The organism is Pseudomonas azerbaijanoccidentalis (assembly GCF_019145495.1).
Classification (GTDB): domain Bacteria; phylum Pseudomonadota; class Gammaproteobacteria; order Pseudomonadales; family Pseudomonadaceae; genus Aquipseudomonas; species Aquipseudomonas azerbaijanoccidentalis.
In genome coordinates, this window is the sequence record NZ_JAHSTU010000002.1 from 311,726 (window position 1) to 337,746 (window position 26,021).

The 26,021-nt window shown below is 58.9% G+C and carries 23 protein-coding genes; 3 read left to right on the top strand and 20 right to left on the bottom strand.

The genetic code is table 11. The features are described from left to right. Positions 1 to 46 precede the first annotated feature (46 nt). From KVG88_RS08015 to KVG88_RS08025, 3 genes are all read right to left on the bottom strand, one after another. Positions 47 to 547 carry a CinA family protein gene (locus KVG88_RS08015; protein WP_150704279.1) on the bottom strand — a complete coding sequence of 167 codons (501 nt, stop codon included), beginning with the start codon at positions 545 to 547 and terminating at the stop codon, positions 47 to 49. Positions 548 to 665: 118 nt separating this feature from the next. Then, positions 666 to 1,007, bottom strand: a complete 342-nt coding sequence (locus KVG88_RS08020; RefSeq protein ID WP_217871034.1) for a phage holin family protein — start codon at positions 1,005 to 1,007, stop codon at positions 666 to 668. A 171-nt stretch (positions 1,008 to 1,178) separates the two neighbouring features. After that, positions 1,179 to 1,913 (bottom strand): LexA family transcriptional regulator, encoded by a 735-nt coding sequence (locus KVG88_RS08025; RefSeq protein ID WP_217871312.1) that lies wholly within the window; start codon positions 1,911 to 1,913, stop codon positions 1,179 to 1,181. 209 nt (positions 1,914 to 2,122) lie between these two features. Here KVG88_RS08025 and mutS point away from each other — a divergent pair, with 209 nt between their 5' ends. Beyond that, the gene (gene mutS, locus KVG88_RS08030) at positions 2,123 to 4,702 is read left to right on the top strand and encodes a DNA mismatch repair protein MutS (protein WP_217871035.1); all 2,580 of its coding nucleotides are present in this window, start codon (positions 2,123 to 2,125) and stop codon (positions 4,700 to 4,702) included. A gap of 141 nt (positions 4,703 to 4,843) precedes the next feature. Continuing rightward, positions 4,844 to 5,167 (top strand): ferredoxin FdxA, encoded by a 324-nt coding sequence (gene fdxA, locus KVG88_RS08035; protein WP_150704259.1) that lies wholly within the window; start codon positions 4,844 to 4,846, stop codon positions 5,165 to 5,167. Between the two features lie 484 nt (positions 5,168 to 5,651). Here fdxA and rpoS read toward each other — a convergent pair whose 3' ends face one another. The 8 genes from rpoS to KVG88_RS08075 all read right to left on the bottom strand — a co-directional run bounded on the left by rpoS (position 5,652) and on the right by KVG88_RS08075 (position 12,786). Further along, positions 5,652 to 6,659 (bottom strand): RNA polymerase sigma factor RpoS, encoded by a 1,008-nt coding sequence (gene rpoS / locus KVG88_RS08040; RefSeq protein WP_056856224.1) that lies wholly within the window; start codon positions 6,657 to 6,659, stop codon positions 5,652 to 5,654. A gap of 104 nt (positions 6,660 to 6,763) precedes the next feature. Continuing rightward, entirely contained in the window at positions 6,764 to 7,621 is an 858-nt protein-coding gene (locus KVG88_RS08045; RefSeq protein ID WP_217871036.1) for a peptidoglycan DD-metalloendopeptidase family protein, read from the bottom strand. Positions 7,622 to 7,832: 211 nt separating this feature from the next. Further along, positions 7,833 to 8,468 carry a protein-L-isoaspartate(D-aspartate) O-methyltransferase gene (locus KVG88_RS08050; protein WP_177336601.1) on the bottom strand — a complete coding sequence of 212 codons (636 nt, stop codon included), beginning with the start codon at positions 8,466 to 8,468 and terminating at the stop codon, positions 7,833 to 7,835. A gap of 41 nt (positions 8,469 to 8,509) precedes the next feature. Further along, positions 8,510 to 9,259: a 5'/3'-nucleotidase SurE gene (surE, locus tag KVG88_RS08055; protein ID WP_217871037.1), complete on the bottom strand. Its 750-nt coding sequence runs from the start codon at positions 9,257 to 9,259 to the stop codon at positions 8,510 to 8,512. After that, on the bottom strand, positions 9,247 to 10,305 hold the full coding sequence (gene truD, locus KVG88_RS08060; protein ID WP_150704256.1) for a tRNA pseudouridine(13) synthase TruD: 1,059 nt from the start codon (positions 10,303 to 10,305) through the stop codon (positions 9,247 to 9,249). Before truD ends, surE begins: the two co-directional genes overlap by 13 nt. After that, positions 10,302 to 10,775: a 2-C-methyl-D-erythritol 2,4-cyclodiphosphate synthase gene (gene ispF / locus KVG88_RS08065; protein WP_007924033.1), complete on the bottom strand. Its 474-nt coding sequence runs from the start codon at positions 10,773 to 10,775 to the stop codon at positions 10,302 to 10,304. Before ispF ends, truD begins: the two co-directional genes overlap by 4 nt. 41 nt (positions 10,776 to 10,816) lie before the next feature. Further along, on the bottom strand, positions 10,817 to 11,665 hold the full coding sequence (fghA, locus tag KVG88_RS08070) for an S-formylglutathione hydrolase (protein ID WP_150704254.1): 849 nt from the start codon (positions 11,663 to 11,665) through the stop codon (positions 10,817 to 10,819). Positions 11,666 to 11,673: 8 nt separating this feature from the next. Beyond that, positions 11,674 to 12,786: an S-(hydroxymethyl)glutathione dehydrogenase/class III alcohol dehydrogenase gene (locus tag KVG88_RS08075; RefSeq protein WP_150704253.1), complete on the bottom strand. Its 1,113-nt coding sequence runs from the start codon at positions 12,784 to 12,786 to the stop codon at positions 11,674 to 11,676. Between the two features lie 107 nt (positions 12,787 to 12,893). On the opposite strand from KVG88_RS08075, the gene KVG88_RS08080 reads away from it, so the two are divergent. Further along, positions 12,894 to 13,790, top strand: a complete 897-nt coding sequence (locus KVG88_RS08080; protein ID WP_150704252.1) for a LysR family transcriptional regulator — start codon at positions 12,894 to 12,896, stop codon at positions 13,788 to 13,790. 94 nt (positions 13,791 to 13,884) lie between these two features. On the opposite strand, the gene ispD is transcribed toward KVG88_RS08080, so the two are convergent. From ispD to rnhB, 9 genes are all read right to left on the bottom strand, one after another. Then, positions 13,885 to 14,592 (bottom strand): 2-C-methyl-D-erythritol 4-phosphate cytidylyltransferase, encoded by a 708-nt coding sequence (ispD, locus tag KVG88_RS08085; RefSeq protein ID WP_217871038.1) that lies wholly within the window; start codon positions 14,590 to 14,592, stop codon positions 13,885 to 13,887. Next, positions 14,589 to 14,867: a cell division protein FtsB gene (gene ftsB, locus KVG88_RS08090; protein WP_056856233.1), complete on the bottom strand. Its 279-nt coding sequence runs from the start codon at positions 14,865 to 14,867 to the stop codon at positions 14,589 to 14,591. Before ftsB ends, ispD begins: the two co-directional genes overlap by 4 nt. Before the next feature lie 171 nt (positions 14,868 to 15,038). After that, complete coding sequence (eno, locus tag KVG88_RS08095; protein WP_150704250.1) at positions 15,039 to 16,328, bottom strand: phosphopyruvate hydratase; 1,290 nt, start codon at positions 16,326 to 16,328, stop codon at positions 15,039 to 15,041. Between the two features lie 156 nt (positions 16,329 to 16,484). Then, the gene (gene kdsA, locus KVG88_RS08100) at positions 16,485 to 17,330 is read right to left on the bottom strand and encodes a 3-deoxy-8-phosphooctulonate synthase (RefSeq protein WP_150704249.1); all 846 of its coding nucleotides are present in this window, start codon (positions 17,328 to 17,330) and stop codon (positions 16,485 to 16,487) included. A 5-nt stretch (positions 17,331 to 17,335) separates the two neighbouring features. Then, positions 17,336 to 18,967, bottom strand: coding sequence for a CTP synthase (gene pyrG, locus KVG88_RS08105; RefSeq protein WP_150704248.1), 1,632 nt, complete (start codon positions 18,965 to 18,967; stop codon positions 17,336 to 17,338). 274 nt (positions 18,968 to 19,241) lie between these two features. Further along, positions 19,242 to 20,570, bottom strand: a complete 1,329-nt coding sequence (gene tilS, locus KVG88_RS08110; protein WP_217871039.1) for a tRNA lysidine(34) synthetase TilS — start codon at positions 20,568 to 20,570, stop codon at positions 19,242 to 19,244. Positions 20,571 to 20,701: 131 nt separating this feature from the next. Next, positions 20,702 to 21,649 (bottom strand): acetyl-CoA carboxylase carboxyltransferase subunit alpha, encoded by a 948-nt coding sequence (locus KVG88_RS08115; RefSeq protein ID WP_150704246.1) that lies wholly within the window; start codon positions 21,647 to 21,649, stop codon positions 20,702 to 20,704. A 139-nt stretch (positions 21,650 to 21,788) separates the two neighbouring features. Continuing rightward, positions 21,789 to 25,310 (bottom strand): DNA polymerase III subunit alpha, encoded by a 3,522-nt coding sequence (gene dnaE, locus KVG88_RS08120; protein ID WP_150704245.1) that lies wholly within the window; start codon positions 25,308 to 25,310, stop codon positions 21,789 to 21,791. A gap of 76 nt (positions 25,311 to 25,386) precedes the next feature. After that, positions 25,387 to 26,013, bottom strand: coding sequence for a ribonuclease HII (gene rnhB / locus KVG88_RS08125; protein WP_150704292.1), 627 nt, complete (start codon positions 26,011 to 26,013; stop codon positions 25,387 to 25,389). Between the last annotated feature and the right edge of the window lie 8 nt (positions 26,014 to 26,021).

A 26,021-nucleotide genomic window follows, 5' to 3' on the forward strand; every position in this document is an offset into this window, starting at 1 on the left:
CACCTGTATAAGTAGCCAGTATTATTCCACAGCGATCCCGGATCGCCTACCCCCGATTTGAGATTTCTTCCGCGGTGTAGCGCAGCAGCCCGTCTAGCGCGGCCTTAACCGTTTGTCGGCGGACCTCGTCGCGGTCACCGGCGAAGTGCTGCACCTCGCTGTACACCCGCTCACCGACGCCCCAGGCCAGCCAAACCGTGCCCACCGGCTTACTCGGTGAACCACCGTCCGGCCCGGCCACACCACTAACCGCCACGGAAAAAAACGCACGGCTTTTGTCCTGCGCGCCTTTGGCCATCGCCTCGACCACCTCGCGACTGACCGCCCCCACCGTGGTGAACAACTCCACCGGGACATTCAGTTGCAGGTTCTTCTGCAGGTTGGAGTAGGTGACATAACCGGCCTCGAACCACGCCGAGCTGCCGGGAATCCGGGTGATCGCCTCGGCAATCCCACCGCCGGTACAAGACTCGGCCGTGGATACGTGGGCGTTGAGAAGCTGCAATTGTCTGCCAAGGTCAGCGGCCAGCTGGGTGATTACTTTCACGGTCATCTCCTGATCGGGCGGTGTGAGGTAAACCGTACACGAGCAGACCGCACTTGCAAGCGACAGGACCGATCAAAATGTAAAGAAACAGAAGCTCTGGAAAAGGCCTATCAGGGAATCAATCTTCGACGTCACCGGACGGAAGATGTCCGATCCCCATACGCCTGGCCATCCAGCGCTCATACAACCCTAGAACCACGTCTGTACCGGCCATCGCCGCTAAACAACCACCCGCACAGGCCGCCCAGATGGAAACATTGGCGGCATGCAGCAGCATGATGACCGAGGCGCCGCAGATCATGCTGGAGCCAGACCGCAGGCCCAGGCGTCGGACAAGGGGCCAGCCACGAACGCCCTCTTTATCGGCACGCCACATTTCACCAGTAACGCCACCAAGCATTGGCAGACTGATGAGCAGCCACAGAGGCATGTCCAGCAATGCATATTGCTCAACGGTCATTTCATGCCTCCTTGAGTGAACGATCACTCCGCGTTCTTGATAGACAGGCAGTAGATTATGCATTAATGCATATTTGGTCAATGCATTACCGCATTGGAAATGATCTGATGTTTTCAGGCACGCGAAAAAAACCCGCTCCGGAAGCGGGTTTTTTATCTGAACGCAAGGGCGTTAGCGGGCGTACATACCCCACCAGAAGACATGGCCGAGGATAACAATCGGCTCCTCTTGGACTTCCTGAAAGGTGTAGTCCTCGTCCGGATGCTCGTCCCGGTTGAAGCTGCGCAAGCGAATCCCCGTCGGCAGGCGATACAGCTGCTTCACCCGCAATTGGCCGTTGTGGTTGATTGCATAAAGGTCGCCATCAATGATGTCGCCAATCCCGCATTTGCCGGCATTGACCCCGACCGTGGCACCGTCGCGCAGCACCGGCAACATGCTGTTGCCACGCACGGTCACGCATTTGGCCTGGTCGAACTGCACACCGTTATGGCGCAGGCTGCGCTTGCCGAAGCGCAGGCTAGAGCGCTCGCTCTCCTCGATAACGAACCTTCCTGATCCGGCTGCCAATTCAACTTCGCGAAGAAAGGGGACCGACACCTCGTCATCATCGACAGGGGTATCGTCGTCCCACAGACTTATATCCTTGAGTTCCGAATGCACTGGAGCGCGCCCGGCATTAACGGCGCAAGAGACGTCCGCGCGGCCACGCAACTGGTCGGTGCTCAAGGAGAAATACTCGGCGATCTTCGAAATATGTTTATCCGAAGGATCGACGATCTTCCCGCTGAGAATGCGCGAGAGCGTGGATTGAGGCACGCCGGTGCGACGGTGAAGCTCCGTGGGGGAGATCCCGTGCTGATCGAGCAATGCTCTTAATACGGTAGATACGTTGCGTTTTTGCATATCTCGCATAGTGCTTGCTCTTCGCGATGAAGACAATGCCGATTTGCATAATCGATACATAACACGTTTTTTGCATCGTAAAAGATGTCACCTGGCCGTGGTGCCTGCGTCGGGCAGACCGCCCATGGTAACCTTGCGCCCATCGCGGAAAAGCCCGGCCATTGCCCCGCTTTTGCCCCACCTCTTTCAACGAGCTTCCTGACAATCCGATGAATAAAGCCGTCTCCGACCTGTCCTCCCACACGCCGATGATGCAGCAATACTGGCGTTTGAAGAATCAGCACCCCGACCAGTTGATGTTCTACCGCATGGGTGACTTCTACGAGATCTTCTATGAAGACGCGAAGAAGGCCGCCAAGTTGCTGGACATCACCCTGACGGCCCGTGGGCAATCGGCCGGGCAAGCGATTCCGATGTGTGGGATTCCTTACCACGCCGCCGAAGGCTACCTGGCAAAACTGGTGAAGCTTGGCGAGTCGGTGGTGATTTGCGAACAGGTCGGCGACCCGGCCACCAGCAAAGGGCCGGTGGACCGCCAAGTGGTGCGGATCATCACGCCGGGAACGGTGAGTGACGAGGCGCTGCTGGATGAGCGCCGGGATAACCTGATCGCTGCCGTGCTGGGTGATGAACGTCTGTTCGGTCTATCGGTGCTGGACATCACCAGCGGTAATTTCAGCGTGCTGGAAATCAAGGGCTGGGAGAACCTGCTGGCCGAATTGGAGCGGGTCAATCCGGTAGAGCTGTTGATCCCGGACGATTGGCCAAAGGATCTGCCGGCGGAAAAACGCCGTGGGGTTCGTCGTCGTGCGCCGTGGGATTTCGAGCGCGACTCGGCGCTGAAAAGTCTTTGCCAGCAGTTTTCCACCCAGGACCTCAAAGGTTTCGGGTGCGAGAACCTGACTCTGGCCATTGGCGCCGCCGGTTGCCTGCTGGCCTATGCCAAAGAAACCCAGCGTACCGCCCTGCCGCACTTGCGCAGCCTGCGCCATGAACGCCTGGACGACACCGTGGTGCTCGATGGTGCGAGCCGTCGCAACCTGGAGCTGGACACCAACCTCGCTGGCGGTCGTGACAACACGCTGCAATCGGTGGTTGATCGTTGCCAGACCGCCATGGGCAGCCGCCTGCTGACTCGTTGGCTGAACCGTCCGCTGCGCGACCTGACCGTTCTGCTGGCACGCCAGACCTCGATCACCTGCCTGCTCGATGGCTACCGCTTCGAAAAGCTGCAACCACAGCTCAAGGAAATCGGCGACATCGAGCGAATTCTCGCCCGTATCGGCCTGCGTAATGCGCGCCCACGCGATCTCGCACGCCTGCGCGATGCCCTCGGTGCGCTGCCTGAACTGCAAGTGGCGATGACCGAGCTAGAAGCCCCGCACCTCCAGCAACTGGCGACGATCACCAGCACCTACCCGGAACTGGCCGCCCTGTTGGAAAAAGCCATTATCGATAACCCGCCTGCGGTGATCCGCGACGGCGGTGTGTTGAAGACCGGTTACGACAGCGAACTCGACGAACTGCAATCGCTCAGCGAAAACGCCGGGCAATTCCTGATCGACCTCGAAGCCCGTGAAAAAGCCCGTACCGGCCTGTCGCACCTCAAGGTCGGCTACAACCGCATCCACGGTTACTTCATCGAATTGCCAAGCAAGCAGGCTGAATCGGCACCGGCCGATTACATCCGGCGCCAGACCCTCAAGGGGGCCGAGCGCTTCATCACCCCGGAGCTCAAGGCGTTTGAAGACAAGGCCCTGTCGGCCAAGAGCCGTGCCTTGGCTCGCGAGAAAATGCTCTACGAAGCACTGCTCGAAGACCTGATCTCGCAATTGCCCCCCTTGCAGGACACCGCGGCTGCGCTGGCCGAACTGGACGTCTTGAGCAACCTGGCCGAGCGCGCACTGAACCTCGACCTGAACTGCCCGCGTTTCGTCAGCGAGCCGTGCATGCGCATCACCCAGGGTCGTCACCCTGTGGTCGAGCAAGTGTTGACCACGCCGTTCGTGGCCAACGACCTGAGCCTGGACGACAACACGCGCATGCTGGTGATCACCGGCCCGAACATGGGCGGTAAATCCACCTACATGCGCCAGACCGCGTTGATCGTATTGTTGGCGCACATCGGCAGCTTCGTACCCGCGGCCAGTTGCGAATTGTCGCTGGTCGACCGCATCTTCACCCGGATCGGCTCCAGCGATGACCTGGCCGGTGGCCGCTCGACCTTCATGGTCGAAATGAGCGAAACCGCCAACATCCTGCACAACGCCACCGAGCGCAGCCTGGTGCTGATGGACGAAGTCGGACGCGGCACCAGCACGTTCGACGGTTTATCCCTGGCTTGGGCCGCCGCCGAGCGCCTCGCGCATCTGCGGGCCTACACGCTGTTCGCCACTCACTACTTTGAGCTGACGGTGCTGCCGGAAGCCCAACCGCTGGTAGCCAACGTGCACCTCAACGCCACCGAGCACAACGAACGCATCGTGTTCCTCCACCATGTGTTGCCAGGGCCTGCGAGCCAGAGCTACGGCCTGGCCGTGGCGCAGTTGGCCGGCGTGCCCAGCGAAGTGATCGTGCGCGCCCGCGAGCATTTGAGCCGCCTGGAAGACACCGCCCTGCCCCATGAAGCGCCGAAACCTGTCAAAGGCAAACCGGCAGCGCCGCAGCAGAGCGACATGTTCGCCAGCCTGCCGCACCCGGTGCTGGATGAGCTGGCCAAACTCGATCTGGACGACATGACACCCCGTCATGCACTCGAAATGCTCTATACACTAAAGACACGGATCTAACGCATAGCCTTGCAAGCTGTTAGAATCTCGCGCGGTTTGGGATGCTGCAGGCTATAGCCTGGCCTGCAGACTATCGCTCCCGAACCATGCGACCCCCACGTGAAGGGGCGCAGCAAGCCGCGCCTGAGGAGAAAATTAGAAATGACCTTCGTCGTCACCGACAACTGCATCAAGTGCAAGTACACCGACTGCGTAGAAGTGTGTCCGGTGGACTGCTTTTACGAAGGCCCGAATTTCCTGGTGATTCACCCGGATGAGTGCATCGACTGCGCACTGTGCGAACCTGAATGCCCGGCTGTGGCCATTTTCTCTGAAGATGAAGTGCCTGCCGGTATGGAAAACTTCATTGCTTTGAACACGGAATTGGCTGAAATCTGGCCGAACATCACCGAACGCAAAGATCCGCTGCCGGATTCCGCTGATTGGGATGGCAAGCCAGGCAAGATCGAACACCTCGAACGCTGATTACCCCCGCGTTCCGAAAAAAGGCCCCACAAGGGCCTTTTTGCTTTTCTGCGGGCAAAAAAAAGGGGCGGTTTGACCCGCCCACATTTTTTCCCTATTCCCTGTGTTCCTTTTCATCGTCCTGATGAACCGCGTCCTGCGATGTCCATTCCCCTCATCCTTGAAGGGCGTGTCTGTCCGTCGACACAACCCCGATACTAGAGCGTTCCCCGCCAAGAGCAATCGCACTCCAGCGTCGGGATAGCTTGTCACACGTCGTTAATCAATTAAAAAACTGTTATTTTTCAATAGGATAAATTCCTACATGGGAAACCATGGCGGACTGCCACCGTGTAAAAATACTGAACACTTACGAAAGAGTAAGCAAAGACTTACAACGCGAGACTACAAACCTGCGCAGGAAGCCCCAGCGCCAAATCCTGGTGGCCCAGATAACAAAAAGCCCCGAAGACTCGGGGCTTTGAGTGGCCTGCTCAAGCGCCGCTTATTGAAACAGCGACTCGCTGGAAAGGCCGTTTTTCTCCAGGATCTCGCGCAGACGCTTCAGGCCTTCAACCTGAATCTGCCTGACCCGTTCCCGGGTCAGGCCGATTTCAAGGCCTACGTCTTCAAGCGTGCTGCTCTCGTGACCACGCAGACCGAAGCGGCGAACCACCACTTCACGCTGCTTGTCCGTGAGCTCGGAGAGCCATTGATCAATGCTCTGGGACAGGTCGTCATCCTGCAGCAGTTCGCACGGATCGGTTGGGCGGTCGTCGGTGAGGGTGTCCAGCAGGGTTTTATCCGAATCCGGACCCAGCGAGACGTCGACCGAAGAAACCCGCTCATTGAGGCCGAGCATGCGCTTGACCTCCGCTACCGGTTTTTCCAGCAGGTTGGCGATTTCTTCGGGTGAGGGTTCATGGTCGAGTTTTTGCGTCAGCTCCCGTGCAGCCCGCAGGTACACATTGAGCTCTTTGACCACATGGATCGGCAACCGGATGGTCCGGGTCTGATTCATGATCGCGCGCTCGATGGTCTGACGAATCCACCAGGTTGCGTAGGTCGAAAAGCGGAAGCCGCGTTCAGGGTCGAACTTCTCCACCGCCCGGATCAGACCGAGGTTGCCCTCTTCGATCAGGTCCAGAAGCGACAACCCACGATTGACGTAGCGCCGGGCGATTTTCACCACCAGTCGCAAGTTACTTTCAATCATGCGTTTGCGCCCGGCCGGATCGCCACTTTGCGAAAGACGCGCAAAATGAACTTCTTCTTCGGGGGACAGCAGGGGGGAAAAGCCGATTTCATTGAGGTACAGCTGCGTGGCATCAAGCGCACGCGTGTAGTCAATGTACTTGTGTTGTTTCAACGACGCGGAGTGTTTGGATTTGGCACGAACGGAAGGTGGAGCCGCCCCTTCATCATTCGACATCGAATCCGTACCGATGCCGGTCTCCATCAGGAGAACCTCATCGTCGATGTCAAACTCCGGCACTTCTTTACTGAGAGCCATTGTTATAGTCCTTTGGTGAGTTCGACCTCAAGCTCAAGCGGCGCCTTTATCCTTGGCAACGCTGGAGCCTGTCCCCTCTACGCGACGGAACAGGCTGGTAGCGATCAACGGCGTGGCAGGAATTGCAGCGGATCTACAGGTTTACCTTGGCGGCGAATCTCAAAATGCAGTTTCACCCGGTCTGTACCCGTGGACCCCATTTCGGCAATTGTCTGTCCGACTTTGACCTGCTGCCCCTCCCGAACCAACAGCCTGCGGTTATGTCCGTAGGCACTGACGTAGGTTTCGCTGTGTTTGATGATGACTAATTCGCCGTAGCCCCTTAAGCCACTCCCGGCGTATACCACCGTCCCATCAGACGCAGCTAAAACAGGCTGTCCCAAATCTCCGGCGATATCAATTCCTTTATTCAAACTACCGTTTGAAGAGAATTTTCCAATCAAAATGCCATTAGATGGCCATCCCCAGCCGGTCGGGGCTGGGCCGGCAAGCGGCAATGGAGCGGGTGCCGGCTTGTTGGCGACGGACGGTACAACCGTCGTTGTGGTCGTGGTGGAACCGTCCACCGGGCGCCGGATGACCGTGGTTTTACTCGAGGATGACGGCGACGAACTGGACGAACTGACCACCGCTGTCGGCGTTGAACCGGTACGGCCATCAAAGCGAATCGTCTGACCCGGGCGGATCGTGTATGGCGCCGGAATGTTGTTGCGCGCCGCCAGGGCCTTGTAGTCCCAGCCGTAGCGGAAGGCGATCGAGAACAGGGTGTCTTTCGGCCGAACCACGTATTGACCGGTTGTCACCGCCGGGCGCTGGGGCGCGGCAGTATTTCGATCGACAACCCGTACGTCGCTGGTTTTGGTGCTGGAACAACCCACCAGCAAGGTGCTCAAGACAAGGCCAGTCACCAGGCGCTGAAAGCTCGTTGTACCCATACGCTGCGCAATGACTGTGAGACTCACCCGCCGCTCCCTTTGTGGTGGCTGAAAATGTGATTTGCCGTGATCCGGCGTGCTGTGTCGCCAGTATAACGGCCCGTGCAGGCTTTACCCTTAATGAAGCGAAATGGCTTTGCGCACACGTTTGCTGTTCGACAAAACAATCCGTTTAACCATTCGACGCCGCTGTAAGACAGAGGCAATCGAAGAGAATTCAGCGCGTCGAAATAAATGCTCAGGCCAGTGGCCCGTTGAGCAAAGGAACGAAGCGCACGTTCCCCAGAACGCGCCTGGAAAAGCCCTGTTCTTCCCGAATGATCAGCAGCAATTGTTGAACTTCACCGGACCCGACCGGAATCACCAGGCGCCCCCCGGGTGCCAGTTGATCGAGCAAGGCCTGAGGGACATCGGTGGCCACCGCCGTCACGATGATGCCGTTGTACGGCGCCAACGCGGGCCAACCTTCCCAGCCATCGCCCCAGCGAAACACCACGTTGCGCAGGTTCAATTCGACCAGGCGTTCCTTGGCCCGGTCCTGCAGCACCTTGATGCGCTCGACCGAAAACACCCGCTCGACCAGTTGCGACAGCACTGCCGTCTGGTACCCGGAACCGGTGCCGATTTCCATCACCTTGTCCAACGGCCCGGCTTCCAGCAGCAACTCGCTCATGCGAGCCACCATGTAAGGCTGGGAGATGGTCTGGTTATGGCCGATCGGCAGCGCGGTGTCCTCGTAGGCCCGGTGCGCCAGTGCCTCGTCGACGAACAGGTGACGCGGTGTACGCCGGATGACTTCCAGCACCTTGGCGTTCGACACCCCCTCCTCATACAGTCGCTGGATAAGCCGCTCGCGGGTCCGTTGCGAGGTCATGCCAATGCCGCGGTGCAGCATGTCGTCTTGTCCACGAGTCATCAGCGCAGCCCCTCCAGCCAACCATCAAGACTTCTGAAGGCTTCATTGAAGGTGCGATCCAGTTGCAGCGGGGTGATCGAAACATAACCCTGCATCACCGCATGGAAATCGGTGCCCGGGCCACCGTCTTCGGCATCCCCGGCAGCCGCGATCCAGTAACCGGATTTGCCACGCGGGTCGACCACCTTCACAGGCGCAGCCGCACGGGCGCGATGCCCGAGACGGGTCAACTGAATGCCGCGAATGTGATCCAGCGGCAAGTTGGGAATGTTCACGTTGAGCACCGTGCGCGGTGGCAGGTCGAGATCGGCGTGGGCCTCGACCAGCTTGCGTGCAAAGTACGCCGCTGTAGGAAGGTTCTCGACCTGGCGTGAGGCCAGCGAGAAGGCGAACGCAGGAAGTTCCAGGAAACGCCCTTCCAAAGCTGCCGCTACCGTGCCGGAATACAGCACATCGTCACCCAGGTTCGCGCCCAGGTTGATCCCGGAAACCACCATGTCCGCTTCACGCTCCAGCAAGCCATTGAGGCCCAGGTGCACGCAATCGGTCGGTGTGCCGTTGACGCTAATGAAACCGTTGGCCAGCGTTTGCGCGTGCAACGGGCGGTCGAGCGTCAGCGAGCTGCTGGCGCCGCTTTTGTCCTGGTCCGGGGCGATAACCACGCATTCGGTGTAATCCGCCAGCGCAGCATAAAGCGCGGCGAGACCGGGTGCGGTTACCCCATCGTCGTTAGAAATCAGAATACGCATGGGCTGTCCGTCTGCCCCACCGGCACCAGATCAACGAGCTCGCGCACCAATACAGTGGCGAAGCATCCGGCCGGCAGGACGAATTCCAGTTGCAGAATGTCAGGCTCGGGATAATGCCACGTCAACCCACCAATGGGCAGCCGCAGGATGCGACGTTCGTGGCTCATACCGGCGTTAATCAACCAATCGCGAAGGTCTGCTTCGCGCGCGGCGATTGCCTGCTCCAGTTCATGGACAGCGCCCGTGGCCGGCGAGTCACCTTCGCCCCACTGTGGCCCTGTCGGGTGCAGGTCGAGAATCGCCAGCCGCGGGTCGCTGCACTCGGCCTCACCGGCCGGGAAAAAACTGCGGCTGTCGGTGAATGCCAGCAAGTCGCCCACCTGAGCACGCTGCCAGGTGCCGTCTGCAACACGCGCGGCCAATACCTGGTTGAACAGAAAACTGCGGGCCGTGGAGAGTAAACGTGAACGCACGTTGCGTTGTTCCGGCAAGGCCTTACGAGCCGCCCAGGCACGGGCATCCACCACGTTACCGCCGTCGTGGCCGAAACGCTGGGCACCGAAATAGTTGGGAATGCCCTGCTTGACGATCAGTTGCAGGCGTTCTTCGATGGCAACCTTGTCGCCGGCAAACTGGGTCAGACGCAAGGTGAAACCGTTGGCCGAGTGAGCACCGCGTTGCAGCTTGCGCTTGTGTCGGCTGGTCTTGAGGATTTTCAGCGTGTCGTTTTCAGCCGCCGACAGATCCGGATCGGCCTTGCCCGGCAGTTGCACGCTGAACCACTGACGCGTCAACGCCTGACGATCCTTGAGCCCGGCATAGCTGACGGTGCGCAAAGGAACGCCCGCCGCCTTGGCAATCCGCCGTGCGGCTTCTTCAGTATTGAGGCCGCGTTTTTCCACCCAGATCCACAGGTGCTCGCCGTCGCCACTCAAGGGAATATCAAGGACTTCATCGACCTGGAAATCTTCGGCGATGGCTTTCAGTACCGCAGTGCCGAGTGGTTCACCGTAGGCCCGCGGGCCGAGCAATTGCAGTTCGTTCATGCGCGCAGCAACAAGGCAACGGAATGCACGGCAATGCCTTCTTCGCGACCGACAAAGCCAAGCTTTTCGGTGGTGGTAGCTTTTACGTTCACTTGATCCAACTCAACTTGAAGATCCGCGGCAATCAGCGCACGCATCGTTTCGATATGCGGAGCCATTTTCGGCGCCTGGGCGACGATGGTGTTATCGACATTGCCGACCTTCCAGCCCTTGGCGTGGATCAGTGCGACGACATGACGCAACAGCGCACGGCTGTCGGCGCCCTTGAATTGCGGGTCGGTGTCCGGGAAATGCTTGCCGATGTCACCCAGCGCAGCAGCGCCGAGCAAGGCATCACTCAAGGCGTGCAGCAGGACGTCACCGTCGGAATGAGCGAGCAGCCCGAAGCTGTGTGCAATACGCACGCCGCCCAGAGTAATGAAATCGCCTTCAGCGAAACGGTGCACATCATAGCCGTGGCCAATACGCATAAAAAAACGCCCCGATTTTTGTCAGGGCGTGATTCTACCTGCTATTGAGTGCCTAGAGCATGCGCGTGATGCCGCAAGTGATCTTCGATGAAACTGGCGATGAAGAAATAGCTGTGGTCGTAGCCTGGTTGCAGGCGCAACGTTAGCGGATGACCGGCCAGCTTGGCCGCCTGTTGCAGGGCCTCAGGCTTGAGTTGGGTCGCGAGGAAATCGTCCCGATCACCTTGGTCGACCAACAGCGGCAGCTTCTCGTCGGCCTCGGCAATCAACGCACAGGCATCCCACTCGCGCCACTTCGAACGGTCCTCTCCCAGATAACGAGAGAAAGCCTTCTGCCCCCACGGGCAATCCATCGGATTGTTGATCGGCGAGAACGCCGACACCGACCGATAGCGCCCGGGATTGCGCAAGGCACAGACCAGCGCGCCGTGGCCACCCATGGAGTGACCGCTGATGCCGCGCTTGTCCGACGCCGGGAAATGGGCTTCGACCAATGTCGGCAATTCCTGCACGACATAGTCATGCATCCGATAGTGCCGCGACCAGGGTTCCTGCGTGGCATTCAGATAAAAGCCAGCACCGAGACCGAAGTCCCAGGCGCCATCCGGATCGCCCGGCACATCAGGACCGCGAGGGCTGGTGTCGGGCGCGACGATGATCAGCCCCAATTCAGCGGCCATGCGCATGGCGCCAGCCTTCTGCATGAAGTTTTCGTCGGTGCAGGTCAGGCCGGACAACCAGTACAACACCGGCAGCTTGCCGCCCTGCTCCGCCTGCGGCGGCAGGTACACGGCGAATACCATGTCGCAGCCAAGCACTTCGGAGCGATGACGATAGCGTTTGTGCCAGCCACCGAAGCTTTTCTGGCAGGAGATGTTTTCCAGGCTCATGGCAGACCTCAGAAATGGATGACGGAGCGGATGCTTTTTCCTTCATGCATCAGGTCAAACGCCTTGTTGATATCTTCCAGACCCATGGTGTGGGTGATGAAGGTATCCAGAGGGATTTCGCCGGTTTCAGCCATTTCCACGTAGCTTGGCAGCTCGGTACGGCCACGCACGCCACCGAACGCCGAACCGCGCCAGACGCGACCGGTCACCAACTGGAACGGACGGGTCGCGATTTCCTGGCCGGCACCGGCAACGCCGATGATCACCGACTCGCCCCAACCCTTGTGGCAGCACTCAAGTGCGGCACGCATCAGTTGCACATTGCCGATGCACTCGAACGAGAAATCGACGCCGCCGTCGGTCATGTCGACGATGACTTCCTGGATCGGACGATCGAAGTCTTTCGGGTTCACACAATCGGTTGCACCCAGCTGTTTGGCGATCTCGAATTTGGCCGGGTTGATGTCGATGGCAATGATCCGCGCAGCCTTGGCTTTCACGGCGCCGATGACGGCGGAAAGACCGATGCCGCCGAGACCGAAAATGGCCACGGTATCACCTGGTTTCACCTTGGCGGTGTTGAGCACTGCACCGATGCCGGTGGTGACGCCGCAACCCAGCAGGCAGACTTTTTCCAGTGGTGCTTCTTTGGCAATTTTCGCCACGGAAATTTCCGGCAGCACGGTGTATTCCGAGAACGTAGAAGTACCCATGTAGTGGAAAATCGGTTGACCCTTGTAGGAAAAACGCGAAGTACCGTCAGGCATCAGGCCTTTGCCCTGGGTCGCACGAATGGCCTGGCAGAGGTTGGTTTTGCCCGACAGGCAGAATTTGCACTGACGGCATTCCGGGGTGTACAGGGGAATTACATGATCGCCGACGGCGACGGAAGTTACGCCCTCGCCGATCGCTTCAACGATCGCCCCACCTTCGTGCCCGAGGATCGACGGAAAGATGCCTTCCGGATCAGCGCCCGACAAGGTGTAGGCATCGGTATGGCATACACCGGAAGCCACCACGCGCAGCAATACTTCGCCGGCCTTCGGCATGGCGACATCGACTTCAACGATCTCCAGAGGTTTCTTGGCCTCGAAGGCAACGGCGGCGCGCGACTTGATCATGGTGATGCTCCAGTGAATAAAAACGAGACAAGGAGTGTAATACATGGCTTTACGATGAATAATCTGGGCAAATGCAAAATATTATTGCTGCACAGGGATAATCATCGATGTCTGAAAATCGCTGGGAAGGGATCGACGAGTTTGTGGCCGTTGCCGAATGCAGCCAGTTCACCGCTGCGGCGGAACGCCTGGGCGTTTCTTCCTCGCACGTCAGTCGACAAATCGTACGCCTGGAAGAGCGCTTGCAGACTCGACTGCTCTACCGTAGTACCCGTCGCGTCACATTGACGGAGGCCGGGCAAACTTTTCTGCAACATTGCCAGCGCTTGCAGGACGGGCGCGAAGAAGCGCTGCGCGCGGTCGGCGACCTGACCAGTGAGCCCAAAGGCATGTTGCGCATGACCTGCGCCGTGGCGTATGGCGAACGTTTTATCGTGCCGCTGGTGACCCGCTTCATGGGCTTGTATCCGCAACTGCGGATCGACATCGAGTTGAGCAACCGCCAACTCGACCTCGTGCATGAAGGCCTTGACCTGGCCATTCGACTTGGCCGCTTGCAGGACTCGAGACTGGTCGCCACCCGCCTCGCACCACGGCGTATGTTTCTCTGCGCATCACCGTCCTACCTTGAACGGTACGGTCGCCCCCACAGCTTGTCGGAATTGAGTCGTCACAACTGCCTCATCGGCAGCTCGGATCTGTGGCAATTGGAGCAGAACGGGCGGGAGTTTTCGCAACGGGTGCAGGGAAACTGGCGGTGTAACAGTGGGCAAGCGGTGCTGGACGCGGCGTTACAAGGCGTGGGGTTATGTCAGTTGCCGGACTATTACGTGCTGGAGCATTTGAACAGTGGCGCGCTGATTTCGCTGCTGGAGGCGCATCAACCTCCGAACACGGCGGTTTGGGCGCTGTATCCGCAGCAACGGCATTTGTCGCCGAAGGTCCGCAAGTTGGTGGATTTCTTGAAGGAGGGGTTGGCGGAAAGACCGGAGTACAGGATTTAAAATCAAAAGATCGCAGCCTGCGGCAGCTCCTACAGGGGGCGCACAACCACTGGATGTATCGGCCCCTGTAGGAGCTGCCGAAGGCTGCGATCCTTTAGCGACGATTAGCCCAACGCTGACGAAGCCACTCGAGATCTTCGGGGCGCGTAACCTTGATGTTATCGGACCGTCCTTCGATCAGGCGCGGCGCCATGCCAGACCACTCCATGGCCGACGCTTCGTCAGTGATCACCGCATCAGCCACCAGACTGTCTGCCAAAGCTCGATGCAACGCACCGAGGCGAAACATCTGCGGCGTATAAGCCTGCCAGATCACACTGCGATCCACGGTTTCGACCACACGCCCGTGTTTGTCGACCCGCTTGAGCGTGTCCCGCGCCGGCACCGCCAGCAACCCGCCAACCGGGTCATCAGCCAGTTCAGCCAGCAACTTGTCGAGATCGTCACGACTGAGATTCGGCCGTGCGGCATCGTGAACCAGCACCCAATCTTCATCATCAGCACCCTGCGCATGCAGGTGCAGCAAGGCATTGAGCACCGACCCGGATCGCTCCGAGCCGCCCTCGACCCGGGCAATGCGCGCATCGCCGGCACACGCCAGATTCGGCCAATAAGGATCATCGACAGCAAGACTGACCACCAGGCCTTTGAGGCCAGGATGATCAAGGAAACAGCCGAGGCTGTGTTCGAGAATAGTGCGTCCGCCCAATTGCAAATACTGTTTGGGACGGTCTGCGGCCATACGGGCACCGACGCCCGCGGCAGGAATCACGGCCCAGAAGGCCGGTAACGAGTGGTTCATTGCGCCAACTGGTAAAGGGTTTCACCGTCCTTGACCATGCCCAACTCATGGCGAGCCCGCTCTTCAACGGTCTCCATGCCTTTTTTCAACTCACTGACTTCAGCGTCCATCACCCGATTACGCTCAAGCAACACCTGGTTCTCAGCTTGCTGATCCGCGATCTGCTGCTTCAGCTCGGCCACTTGCGCCAGACTGCCATTACCCACCCACAGGCGGTACTGCAGGCCAGCCAGCAACAGGAGCAAGACGAGGAACAACCAATTGGGACTGCGCATCGAATATCAGGTATCCAGTGAAAAAAGACAGCCACACCAAAACATGAAGCTACTGATAGCACGAAGCCTGGAAGAACCAGGCTTGTGCTTATAAGGCATCAGATTAGTGGCAAAAACGTCGCTGTAGCGATTTTTCCGACACAATCCGGTGTCTTTTTTACCACGTACTGCTTAACCGCGGAATTCGCTGCGGCCGTTGTACTTGGCTTTGCCGTTCAACTGCTCTTCGATACGCAGCAGTTGGTTGTACTTGGAGACGCGGTCGGAACGGCACAGGGAACCGGTCTTGATCTGGCCAGCCGAGGTGCCCACAGCCAGGTCGGCAATGGTCGAATCTTCGGTTTCACCGGAGCGGTGCGAGATTACGGCAGTGTAACCAGCAGCCTTGGCCATCTGGATGGCTTCCAGGGTTTCGGTCAGGGTGCCGATCTGGTTGAACTTGATCAAAATCGAGTTGGCGATCTTTTTATCGATGCCTTCTTTCAGGATCTTGGTGTTGGTCACGAACAGGTCGTCGCCTACCAGTTGGGTCTTCTCGCCGATCTTGTCGGTGAGGATTTTCCAGCCAGCCCAGTCGGACTCGTCCAGGCCATCTTCGATGGAGATGATCGGGTAACGCTCGGTCAGGCCTTTGAGGTAATCAGCGAAACCTTCAGCGGTGAACACCTGGCCTTCGCCGGACAGGTTGTACTTGCCGTCTTCGTAGAATTCGCTGGCCGCGCAGTCCAGAGCCAGGGTCACGTCGGTGCCGAGTTTGTAGCCAGCGTTGGCCACGGCTTCGGAGATCACTTTCAGTGCGTCTTCGTTGGACGCCAGGTTCGGTGCGAAACCACCTTCGTCACCGACGGCGGTGCTCAGGCCACGGGCCTTCAGCACAGCTTTGAGGTGATGGAAAATCTCGGTGCCCATGCGCAGACCTTCCGAGAAAGACTTGGCGCCAACCGGCTGAACCATGAATTCCTGGATGTCGACGTTGTTATCGGCGTGCTCGCCACCGTTGATGATGTTCATCATCGGAACCGGCATCGAGTAAACACCCGGGGTGCCGTTCAGGTTGGCGATGTGAGCGTACAGCGGAAGGTCCTGGTCCTGAGCTGCTGCCTTGGCCGCAGCCAGGGAAACGGCGAGGATCGCGTTGGCGCCCAGGGAACCTTTGTTTTCAGTACCGTCGAGCTTGATCATCGCCAGATCCAGCGCTTTCTGGTCGCTTGGATCAGAGCCTTTCAACAGGTCGCGGATCGGACCGTTGATGTTGGCTACAGCCTTGAGTACACCCTTGCCCAGGTAACGGCTCTTGTCGCCATCACGCAGCTCGAGCGCTTCACGCGAGCCAGTGGAAGCACCGGACGGCGCGCAGGCGCTGCCGATGATGCCGTTATCGAGAAGCACATCCGCTTCCACGGTGGGATTGCCACGGGAGTCGAGAACTTCACGACCTTTGATGTCGACGATTTTAGCCATTGTTGTAAACACTCCAAAGTTGACGAAAACGACGCAGCTGTAGGAAATCTTCAATCGTCGGCAAGTGAGGTGCAGCGGGCAGTCTTGCAGACGATAAGGCTCAGGCCCGAGGGCCTGAGCGATAAATCGTGCGGTACTTTACCGGAGAAATGAGGATTACGCGGTTTCTACCGTCGGAAAACTCTTCACCAGTTCGTCCAGAGCTTTGAGCTGGGCCAGGAATGGCTCCAGTTTGTCCAGACGCAAGGCGCAAGGGCCGTCGCATTTGGCGTTGTCCGGGTCCGGGTGGGCTTCCAGGAACAAGCCGGCCAGAGACTGGCTCATGCCGGCTTTTGCCAGGTCGAGAACCTGGGCGCGGCGACCACCGGCGGAGTCGGAGCGACCGCCTGGCATTTGCAGCGCGTGGGTCACGTCGAAGAACACCGGGTACTCGAACTGCTTCATGATGCCGAAGCCGAGCATGTCCACAACCAGGTTGTTGTAGCCGAAACTCGAACCGCGTTCGCAGAGGATCAACTGGTCGTTACCCGCTTCCACGCACTTGTTCAGGATGTGTTTCATTTCCTGAGGCGCGAGGAACTGGGCTTTCTTGATGTTGATCACGGCACCGGTCTTGGCCATCGCGACCACGAGGTCGGTCTGGCGCGACAGGAAGGCGGGCAACTGGATGATGTCGCAGACTTCAGCGACGACCGCGGCCTGCTCAGGCTCATGGACGTCGGTGATGATCGGCACGCCGAAGGCTTGCTTGATGTCCTGGAAAATCCGCATGCCCTCTTCCAGGCCGGGGCCACGGTAAGAGGTCACGGAGGAACGGTTGGCCTTGTCGAAGCTGGCCTTGAACACGTAAGGGATACCCAGTTTCTGGGTTACCTTCACGTACTCTTCGCAGACCTGCATCGCCATGTCGCGGCTTTCCAGCACGTTCATGCCACCGAACAGCACCATTGGCTTGTCGTTGGCAATCTCGATATCGCCTACGCGGATGATCTTCTGCGCCATCAGGTTTATGCCTTCTTCTGGTGTTGAGCCAAAGCTGCCTTGACGAAACCGCTGAACAACGGGTGACCGTCGCGAGGCGTCGAGGTGAACTCCGGGTGGAACTGGCAAGCGACGAACCATGGATGATCCGGTGCTTCAACCACTTCAACCAGCGCGCCATCACCGGAACGACCAGAGATTTTCAGACCGGCTTCCATGATTTGCGGCAGCAGGTTGTTGTTCACTTCGTAGCGGTGACGGTGACGCTCGACGATCACGTCCTTGCCGTAGCAATCGTGAACCAGGGAACCCGGCTCCAACAGGCAATCCTGTGCGCCGAGGCGCATGGTGCCGCCCAGGTCGGAGGTTTCGGTACGGGTTTCGACGGCGCCGGTGGCATCTTCCCACTCGGTGATCAGACCCACGACCGGGTGACCGCTTGCACGATCGAACTCGGTGGAGTTAGCGTCTTTCCAGCCCATGACGTTACGAGCGAACTCGATCACGGCCACTTGCATGCCCAGGCAGATGCCCAGGTATGGAACCTTGTTTTCGCGAGCGTATTGGACGGCGGTGATCTTGCCTTCCACGCCACGCAGACCGAAGCCGCCCGGCACCAGAATCGCATCGACGCCTTCGAGCAGCGCAGTGCCCTGGTTCTCGATGTCTTCGGAATCGATGTAGCGCAGGTTGACCTTGGTGCGGTTGCTGATGCCGGCGTGACTCATCGCTTCGATCAGCGACTTGTAGGCGTCCAGCAGCTCCATGTACTTGCCGACCATGGCGATGGTGACTTCGTGCTCAGGGTTGAGCTTGGCGTCGACCACGGCTTCCCACTCGGACAGATCGGCACCGCCGCATTGCAGGCCGAAACGCTCGACAACGAAATCGTCCAGGCCCTGGGAGTGCAGGATGCCCGGGATCTTGTAGATGGTGTCGGCGTCTTCCAGCGCGATCACCGCACGCTCTTCAACGTTGGTGAACTGCGCGATCTTGCGACGCGAAGACACATCGATCGGGTGATCGGAGCGGCAGACCAGCACGTCTGGCTGCAGGCCGATGGAACGCAGTTCCTTGACCGAGTGCTGGGTTGGCTTGGTTTTGGTTTCGCCGGCAGTGGCGATGTACGGCACCAGTGTCAGGTGCATCAGCATCGCGCGCTTGGCGCCAACTTCGAAACGCAACTGGCGGATGGCTTCGAGGAACGGTTGGGATTCGATGTCACCCACGGTGCCACCGATCTCGACCATGGCCACGTCGGCATCGCCTGCACCCTTGATGATGCGGCGCTTGATTTCGTCGGTGATGTGCGGAATCACCTGGATGGTTGCGCCCAGGTAATCACCACGGCGCTCTTTGCGCAGCACGTGCTCGTAGACACGGCCGGTGGTGAAGTTGTTGTTCTGGGTCATGGTCGTGCGGATGAACCGCTCGTAGTGACCCAGATCCAGGTCGGTCTCGGCGCCGTCGTGGGTGACGAACACTTCACCGTGCTGGAACGGGCTCATGGTGCCCGGGTCGACGTTGATGTACGGGTCCAGCTTCAGCATGGTGACCTTAAGTCCCCGCGCCTCCAGGATGGCCGCCAATGATGCCGATGCAATGCCTTTCCCCAATGAAGAAACAACACCGCCCGTGACGAATATGTAGCGCGTCATGAAAAACCCTAGAAGTCTGCGTTAAAGCGGTCCGAGCCGCCGGGGAAAGCGAAGGAAGGCCGAAGCCCCCGATCACCTGCATTAATCACAGTGCACCTTTCAAAAAAACCGCCGCGTTGGGACAGACCGGAAGATGAAACACCGGTACGTTGCTCGCTACACATTTTTTGGAATCGCCCAGCAAAGACTGCTTGGTAATCGGCAACTCCTGCAATTCAGGCGAATCCACAGAAGTTGTATCAAGAAGGGAGCGTAGTCTACCGGAAAGCCCCTTTCAGCTCAAACCTTGATCTTCGTTCAGTGGCTGCCAATGCAGATTCCAGTCACCCGCTACTCCGCCATCCAGGCCCTGAAGGTTCGGTACTGCCAGTAATTGCTCGCCTTTGAACAGCAGCGGCAATCTGCCGCGCACGAATTGCGGCACACCACGCTCGTTAAGCAAACGCTTCAAGTCGCGATGACCACGGCCCGGCAAATCCATGATTTCGCCTCCTTCACGATAGCGGATCTGAAGGGGGCCATCGGGGATTTGCCCGGATAGTGTGAGAACGCCATTATCAGGCAATGCCAGAGGCAGCGCGGGGTCCGGCCACTTGCCTGCGACGGCCAAGGGTTTCAACCAGCCACCAGACAACCACCAGATTCGCCCACCCGCCCGATGCAATTCGCCATCCGCCAATCGCCAGATCGGTCGCGCATCGCCAGTGGCATCGCGCAAATCGTGCCAACCCGACCAGTGGTCACTGTCGGGTAACCTTGTCCGCGGTTCAAGCCAGTGACTCAGTGCATTGCGTTGACGGGCAGCAGAGAGCTTTGCAAGCGCCGCCAGCTCCAGAGACGGTAAACCCAGCCACTCGAAATCACTGGGCGTGCGCGCCTGGTTCAAGTCGATTTTCGCAAGGTCGTCGAGCAAGGTCTGCGCCTCACTCAAATGCGCGGCGCTGCGAGCCATGGTCGCCATCGCCTGCGGCCAGCGTTCGGACAGCACTGGGAACACCTGATGTCGCAGGTAGTTGCGCGAAAACTGCCGGTCCTGGTTGGACGGATCTTCAATCCAGCTCAAATGGTGCTCGCTGGCATAGGCCTCCAGCTCAGCCCTCGTGATATCGAGCAAAGGCCTGATTAAATACCCGCTCCCCAGTGGACGCTGGCGCGGCATGCCCGACAAGCCTTTCACCCCGGCCCCACGCAACAGACGGAACAGCAACGTTTCCGCCTGATCGTCACGGTGCTGCGCGGTCAGCAGCACTTGATTGGTATGAGTCGCCTCGATGAACGCGCCGTAACGCGCGTCCCGCGCCGCGCGCTCAAGGCTGGCGCCGGGTTGCACCTGAACACGAACAACCTGCAGTGGCACACCGAGTGCGTCACAGACCGACCGACAATGTTCCGGCCACGCATCAGCCGCAGCCTGAAGACCATGATGGACATGAATGGCGCTCAGCGCCGGCAGGGATTGGGTTTTTGCGAGGTGAGCAAGAAGGTGCAGCAGGACGGTGGAGTCGAGGCCACCGGAGAAAGCTAGGTGCCAATGGGCAGCATTGCGCCAAGGCTCAAGCGTTAGCAAAAGCCGGGAAGGCAGATCACTCTTCGAAGAATCCATAGAGATTGATCGCTTCTCATAGATCCCTGCAGGAGCTGCCGAAGGCGGCGATCTTTTGACTTTGATTCTAAAAAAACAAGATCAAAAGATCGCCGTCTTCGGCAGCGCCTACAAGGGTGCCGCGAGGTCAGTTAGAGACCGTAGCTCATCAGACGCTCGTAACGACGGTCCAGCAGCGCCTTGTTGTCGAACTTCTTGAGCATCGCCAGTTGCGAGCTCAGTTCGGCACGGATCGAGGCAGCCGCAGCAGCCGGATCACGGTGGGCGCCACCCAATGGCTCGCCGATCACTTTGTCGACGATGCCCAGGCCCTTGAGACGTTCGGCAGTGATGCCCATCGCTTCAGCGGCATCCGGTGCTTTCTCGGCGGTTTTCCACAGGATCGACGCGCAACCTTCCGGCGAGATCACCGCGTAGGTCGAGTACTGCAGCATGTTCAGCTGGTCACAAACGCCGATGGCCAGTGCACCGCCGGAACCACCTTCACCGATCACGGTGGCGATGATTGGGGTTTTCAGGCGGGCCATGACACGCAGGTTCCAGGCGATCGCTTCGCTCTGGTTGCGCTCTTCGGCGTCGATGCCAGGGTAAGCGCCCGGGGTGTCGATGAAGGTCAGGATCGGCATCTTGAAACGCTCAGCCATTTCCATCAGGCGGCACGCTTTGCGATAGCCTTCCGGACGTGGCATACCGAAGTTGCGGCGAACCTTCTCGCGCACTTCACGGCCCTTCTGGTGACCGATGATCATCACCGGCTGATCGTCCAGACGGGCAATGCCGCCGACGATGGCCGCGTCATCGGAGAAGTGGCGGTCACCGTGCAATTCGTCGAACTCGGTGAAGATGTGTTCGATGTAATCCAGGGTGTACGGGCGTTTCGGGTGACGCGCCAGACGTGCGATCTGCCAGCTGGTCAGCTTGCCGAAGATGTCTTCGGTCAGCGTTTTGCTCTTGTCCTGCAGGCGGGAGATCTCATCGCCGATATTCAGCGAATTGTCATTACCGACCAAGCGCAACTCTTCGATCTTGGCTTGCAGGTCGGCGATCGGCTGTTCGAAATCTAGAAAATTCGGGTTCATAGGCGTCCGTCTTGGGTCGAGTCCCAAGTGATCTTGGGCCGGCCGGTTGTCTATTCGCGCCCTACCTTAAGGGAGAGGCGCGCTGAGGTCGAGATTAAAAATTCAGGTTGCGGGCAGGCATTCTGATACTACCTGCCGGTCAACGGTATTGGAGGAAGACGTTGTCTCGCCCGAACTGGTCACGCAAGGCTTGAATCAACGCATCCGCCGGATCGATTCGCCAGCCTTCGCCAAACTGCAGCAAGGCCTTCGCATCAGGGCTGGTGTAGTCCATGGTGATCGGACAGGCACCGCGGTGACGCTTCAACAACTCACCCAGCCAGCGTAGCTGATCGCCCTTGAGATCCTTGGCGTGCAGCTTCAAACGCAGGCTCTCGGCCAGGTTGGTGCGCGCATCTTCCATGCTCATCACCCGCTTGACCCGCAATTTCAGGCCTCCGGAGAAGTCATCGTTGCTGACCTCGCCTTCGACCACCACCATCGCGTCGGTCTGCAACAGCGACTGCGCAGCGTGGAATGCTTCGGAAAACAGCGAGGCCTCGATCCGTCCAGAGCGGTCGTCAAGGGTGATGAACCCCATCTTGTCGCCCTTTTTGTTCTTCATCACCCGCAAGGCGATGATCATACCGGCAACAGTCTGGGTATCGCGGGCCGGTTTCAGATCGATGATGCGCTGGCGGGCGAAACGACGAATTTCACCTTCGTATTCATCAATCGGGTGACCGGTCAGGTACAGGCCAAGGGTGTCTTTCTCCCCTTTCAGGCGTTCCTTGAGGGTCAGCTCCTTGGCTTTGCGGTGATTGGCGTAGACGTCGGCATCTTCTTCGACAAACAGACCGCCAAACAGGTCGGAGTGACCGCTGTCCTGGGTACGCGCCGTCTGCTCGGCGGCCTTGATCGCTTCTTCCATGGCGGTCAGCAGCACCGCGCGATTGCGGTCGATGTTGGCCTGATAGGCTTTTTGCTCATCGTGGAAATACGGGCCAAGACGATCCAGCGCCCCGCTGCGAATCAAGCCGTCGAGGGTCCGCTTGTTGATGCGTTTAAGGTCGACCCGGGCGCAGAAGTCGAACAGGTCCTTGAACGGACCGTTCTGACGCGCTTCGGTAATCGCCTCCACCGGGCCTTCACCCACACCCTTGATCGCACCGAGACCGTAGATGATCCGGCCTTCGTCGTTTACGGTGAATTTGAATTCGGACGTGTTCACATCCGGCGCATCGAGGCGCAACTTCATGGTCCGCACTTCTTCGATCAAGGTCACGACCTTGTCGGTGTTGTGCATATCCGCAGAAAGTACCGCCGCCATGAACGGCGCCGGGTAATGCGCTTTCAGCCACGCGGTCTGGTACGACACCAGGCCGTACGCCGCGGAGTGGGATTTGTTGAAGCCGTAACCGGCGAACTTCTCTACCAGGTCGAAAATGTTACCGGCGAGGTCGGCGTCGATGTTGTTGGTGGCGCAACCTTCAATGAAACCGCCACGCTGCTTGGCCATTTCCTCGGGCTTTTTCTTACCCATGGCTCGACGCAGCATGTCCGCGCCGCCGAGGGTGTAGCCCGCCATCACCTGGGCAATCTGCATCACCTGTTCCTGGTACAGGATGATGCCGTAAGTCGGGGCCAATACCGGCTTGAGGCCTTCGTACTGGTAGTCCGAGTGCGGATACGCCAGTTCGGCGCGACCGTGCTTACGGTTGATGAAGTCGTCCACCATGCCCGATTGCAGCGGGCCGGGACGGAACAGGGCCACCAGTGCGATCAAGTCTTCCAGGCAGTCGGGCTTGAGCTTTTTGATCAGCTCCTTCATGCCGCGCGACTCAAGCTGGAACACCGCCGTGGTTTCGGCTTTTTGCAGCAGTGTGTAAGTCGGTTTGTCGTCCAGCGGGATAAACGCGATATCCAGCGGTGGCTCGTTGACCTTGGCGCGGTCGCGGTTGATGGTTTTCAGCGCCCAGTCGATGATCGTCAGGGTCCGCAGACCGAGGAAGTCGAACTTCACCAGACCGGCGGCTTCAACGTCGTCCTTGTCGAACTGGGTTACCAGGCCATCACCGGCCTCGTCGCAATAGATCGGCGAGAAGTCAGTCAGCTTGGTCGGGGCGATAACCACACCACCTGCGTGCTTGCCGACGTTACGCACAACGCCCTCGAGCTTGCGGGCCATCTCCCAGATTTCCGCAGCCTCTTCATCGACCTTGATGAAGTCACGCAGGATCTCTTCCTGTTCGTAGGCTTTTTCCAGAGTCATGCCGACTTCGAACGGAATCATCTTCGACAGACGATCCGCCAGGCCATAAGACTTGCCCTGCACCCGCGCGACGTCGCGGACCACAGCCTTGGCGGCCATGGAACCGAAGGTGATGATCTGGCTTACCGCATTGCGGCCGTATTTCTCGGCCACGTAGTCGATCACCCGGTCACGACCGTCCATGCAGAAGTCGACGTCGAAGTCGGGCATCGATACCCGTTCCGGGTTAAGGAAACGTTCGAACAGCAGGTCGTATTCCAGTGGATCGAGATCGGTAATCTTCTGGACGTAAGCCACCAGCGATCCAGCACCCGACCCACGGCCAGGACCTACCGGCACGCCGTTGTTCTTGGCCCACTGGATAAAGTCCATAACGATGAGGAAGTAACCGGGAAACCCCATCTGAATGATGATATCCAGCTCGAAATTCAGCCGGTCGACGTAGACCTGACGCTTGGCCTCGTAGTCTTCGGTGGTGTCCTTGGGCAGCAGAACGCTAAGGCGCTCTTCCAGGCCGTCGAACGACACCTTGCGGAAGTACTCATCGATGGTCATGCCATCGGGGATCGGGAAGTTGGGCAGGAAGTGCGTGCCGAGCTTCACATCGATGTTGCAGCGCTTGGCAATCTCAACGGTGTTTTCCAGCGCCTCGGGAATGTCGCTGAACAGCTCGGCCATTTCCTCGGCGCTTTTGAGGTACTGCTGATCGCTGTAATTCTTCGAACGCCGCGGATCGTCAAGGGCGCGGCCCTCACCAATGCATACGCGGGTTTCGTGGGCGGCAAAGTCTTCCTGCTTGATGAACCGCACATCGTTGGTCGCCACCAGCGGCGCGCCGATTTTCTCGGCCAGGGCCACGGCACCGTGCAGTTGCTCTTCATCATTGGGACGATTGGTGCGCTGGATTTCCAGATAGAAACGGTCAGGGAATACCGCCATCCACTCACGCGCCAGGGTTTCGGCTTCGTCCGGATTACCACTGAGCATGGCCTGGCCGATCTCACCTTCCTTCGCCGCCGACAGCATGATCAGGCCTTCATTGGCCTCGGCTACCCACTCACGCTCAATGATGATCGAGCCATTGCGCTGGCCATCAATGAAGCCGCGGGAGATCAACTCGGTAAGGTTGCGATAGCCGACGGCGTTCATCACCAGCAGGCTGATCCGGCTCAACGCGTTGTCCGGATCCTTGTTAGACAGCCACAGGTCGGCGCCGCAGATCGGCTTGATACCGGCGCCCATGGCGTTTTTATAGAACTTGACCAGGGAACACATGTTGTTCTGGTCGGTGACCGCGACGGCAGGCATGTTCATGCCGACCAGGGTCTTGACCAGCGGTTTGATCCGCACCAGACCGTCGACCAGGGAGTATTCAGTGTGCAGGCGTAGATGAACGAATGAAGCCGGCATAGTGATCCTGCGTTAAGTCATGAAAACAACAAGGCCCGGATTGTACCGGGCCTTGGTAGAAAAAATCAGCTTGAGATTAACTCTCGATCAGGCTTTCCCGAGCTTCGTAAGCGAGGCGCACCGGAGCAAACGAACGCCGGTGAATCGGGGTCGGGCCGAGACGGGCGAGCGCTTCCAGATGAACGGGAGTCGGGTAGCCTTTATGGCCACCGATACCGTAACCCGGATAGATCAGTTCGAACGCAGCCATCTCACGATCGCGGCTGACTTTGGCCAGGATCGACGCCGCAGCGATGGCCGGAACCTTGCCGTCGCCCTGCACCACCGCTTCGGCGCGCATCGGCAGTTTCGGGCAGCGGTTGCCGTCGATCATTGCCAGCTTCGGCTGAATATGCAGACCGGCAATCGCTCGCTGCATGGCCAGCATCGTAGCGTGCAGTATGTTCAGTTCGTCGATTTCTTCGACTTCGGCGCGAGCGATGCACCAGCTCAGGGCTTTTTCGCAAATCTCGTCGTAGAGCTTTTCGCGACGGGCTTCCGTGAGTTTTTTCGAGTCGTTCAAGCCCAGGATCGGCCGATTCGGATCGAGAATCACCGCAGCCGTGACCACCGCGCCACAGAGCGGACCGCGGCCCACTTCATCGACACCGGCAACCAACTCTTCAACTTCGGCGACCAAGGTGAAATCCAGCCCCATCTGCATGCTTGTCT

Coding starts and splice junctions, on each gene's coding strand:
- KVG88_RS08020 (WP_217871034.1), bottom strand. CDS start 1,007: ATGACCGTTGAGCAATATGCATTGCTGGACATGCCTCTGTGGCTGCTC.
- KVG88_RS08025 (WP_217871312.1), bottom strand. CDS start 1,913: ATGCAAAAACGCAACGTATCTACCGTATTAAGAGCATTGCTCGATCAG.
- mutS (WP_217871035.1), top strand. CDS start 2,123: ATGAATAAAGCCGTCTCCGACCTGTCCTCCCACACGCCGATGATGCAG.
- fdxA (WP_150704259.1), top strand. CDS start 4,844: ATGACCTTCGTCGTCACCGACAACTGCATCAAGTGCAAGTACACCGAC.
- rpoS (WP_056856224.1), bottom strand. CDS start 6,659: ATGGCTCTCAGTAAAGAAGTGCCGGAGTTTGACATCGACGATGAGGTT.
- KVG88_RS08050 (WP_177336601.1), bottom strand. CDS start 8,468: ATGACCTCGCAACGGACCCGCGAGCGGCTTATCCAGCGACTGTATGAG.
- surE (WP_217871037.1), bottom strand. CDS start 9,259: ATGCGTATTCTGATTTCTAACGACGATGGGGTAACCGCACCCGGTCTC.
- truD (WP_150704256.1), bottom strand. CDS start 10,305: ATGAACGAACTGCAATTGCTCGGCCCGCGGGCCTACGGTGAACCACTC.
- ispF (WP_007924033.1), bottom strand. CDS start 10,775: ATGCGTATTGGCCACGGCTATGATGTGCACCGTTTCGCTGAAGGCGAT.
- fghA (WP_150704254.1), bottom strand. CDS start 11,665: ATGAGCCTGGAAAACATCTCCTGCCAGAAAAGCTTCGGTGGCTGGCAC.
- KVG88_RS08075 (WP_150704253.1), bottom strand. CDS start 12,786: ATGATCAAGTCGCGCGCCGCCGTTGCCTTCGAGGCCAAGAAACCTCTG.
- KVG88_RS08080 (WP_150704252.1), top strand. CDS start 12,894: ATGTCTGAAAATCGCTGGGAAGGGATCGACGAGTTTGTGGCCGTTGCC.
- ispD (WP_217871038.1), bottom strand. CDS start 14,592: ATGAACCACTCGTTACCGGCCTTCTGGGCCGTGATTCCTGCCGCGGGC.
- ftsB (WP_056856233.1), bottom strand. CDS start 14,867: ATGCGCAGTCCCAATTGGTTGTTCCTCGTCTTGCTCCTGTTGCTGGCT.
- eno (WP_150704250.1), bottom strand. CDS start 16,328: ATGGCTAAAATCGTCGACATCAAAGGTCGTGAAGTTCTCGACTCCCGT.
- kdsA (WP_150704249.1), bottom strand. CDS start 17,330: ATGGCGCAGAAGATCATCCGCGTAGGCGATATCGAGATTGCCAACGAC.
- pyrG (WP_150704248.1), bottom strand. CDS start 18,967: ATGACGCGCTACATATTCGTCACGGGCGGTGTTGTTTCTTCATTGGGG.
- tilS (WP_217871039.1), bottom strand. CDS start 20,570: ATGGATTCTTCGAAGAGTGATCTGCCTTCCCGGCTTTTGCTAACGCTT.
- KVG88_RS08115 (WP_150704246.1), bottom strand. CDS start 21,649: ATGAACCCGAATTTTCTAGATTTCGAACAGCCGATCGCCGACCTGCAA.
- dnaE (WP_150704245.1), bottom strand. CDS start 25,310: ATGCCGGCTTCATTCGTTCATCTACGCCTGCACACTGAATACTCCCTG.
- rnhB (WP_150704292.1), bottom strand. CDS start 26,013: ATGCAGATGGGGCTGGATTTCACCTTGGTCGCCGAAGTTGAAGAGTTG.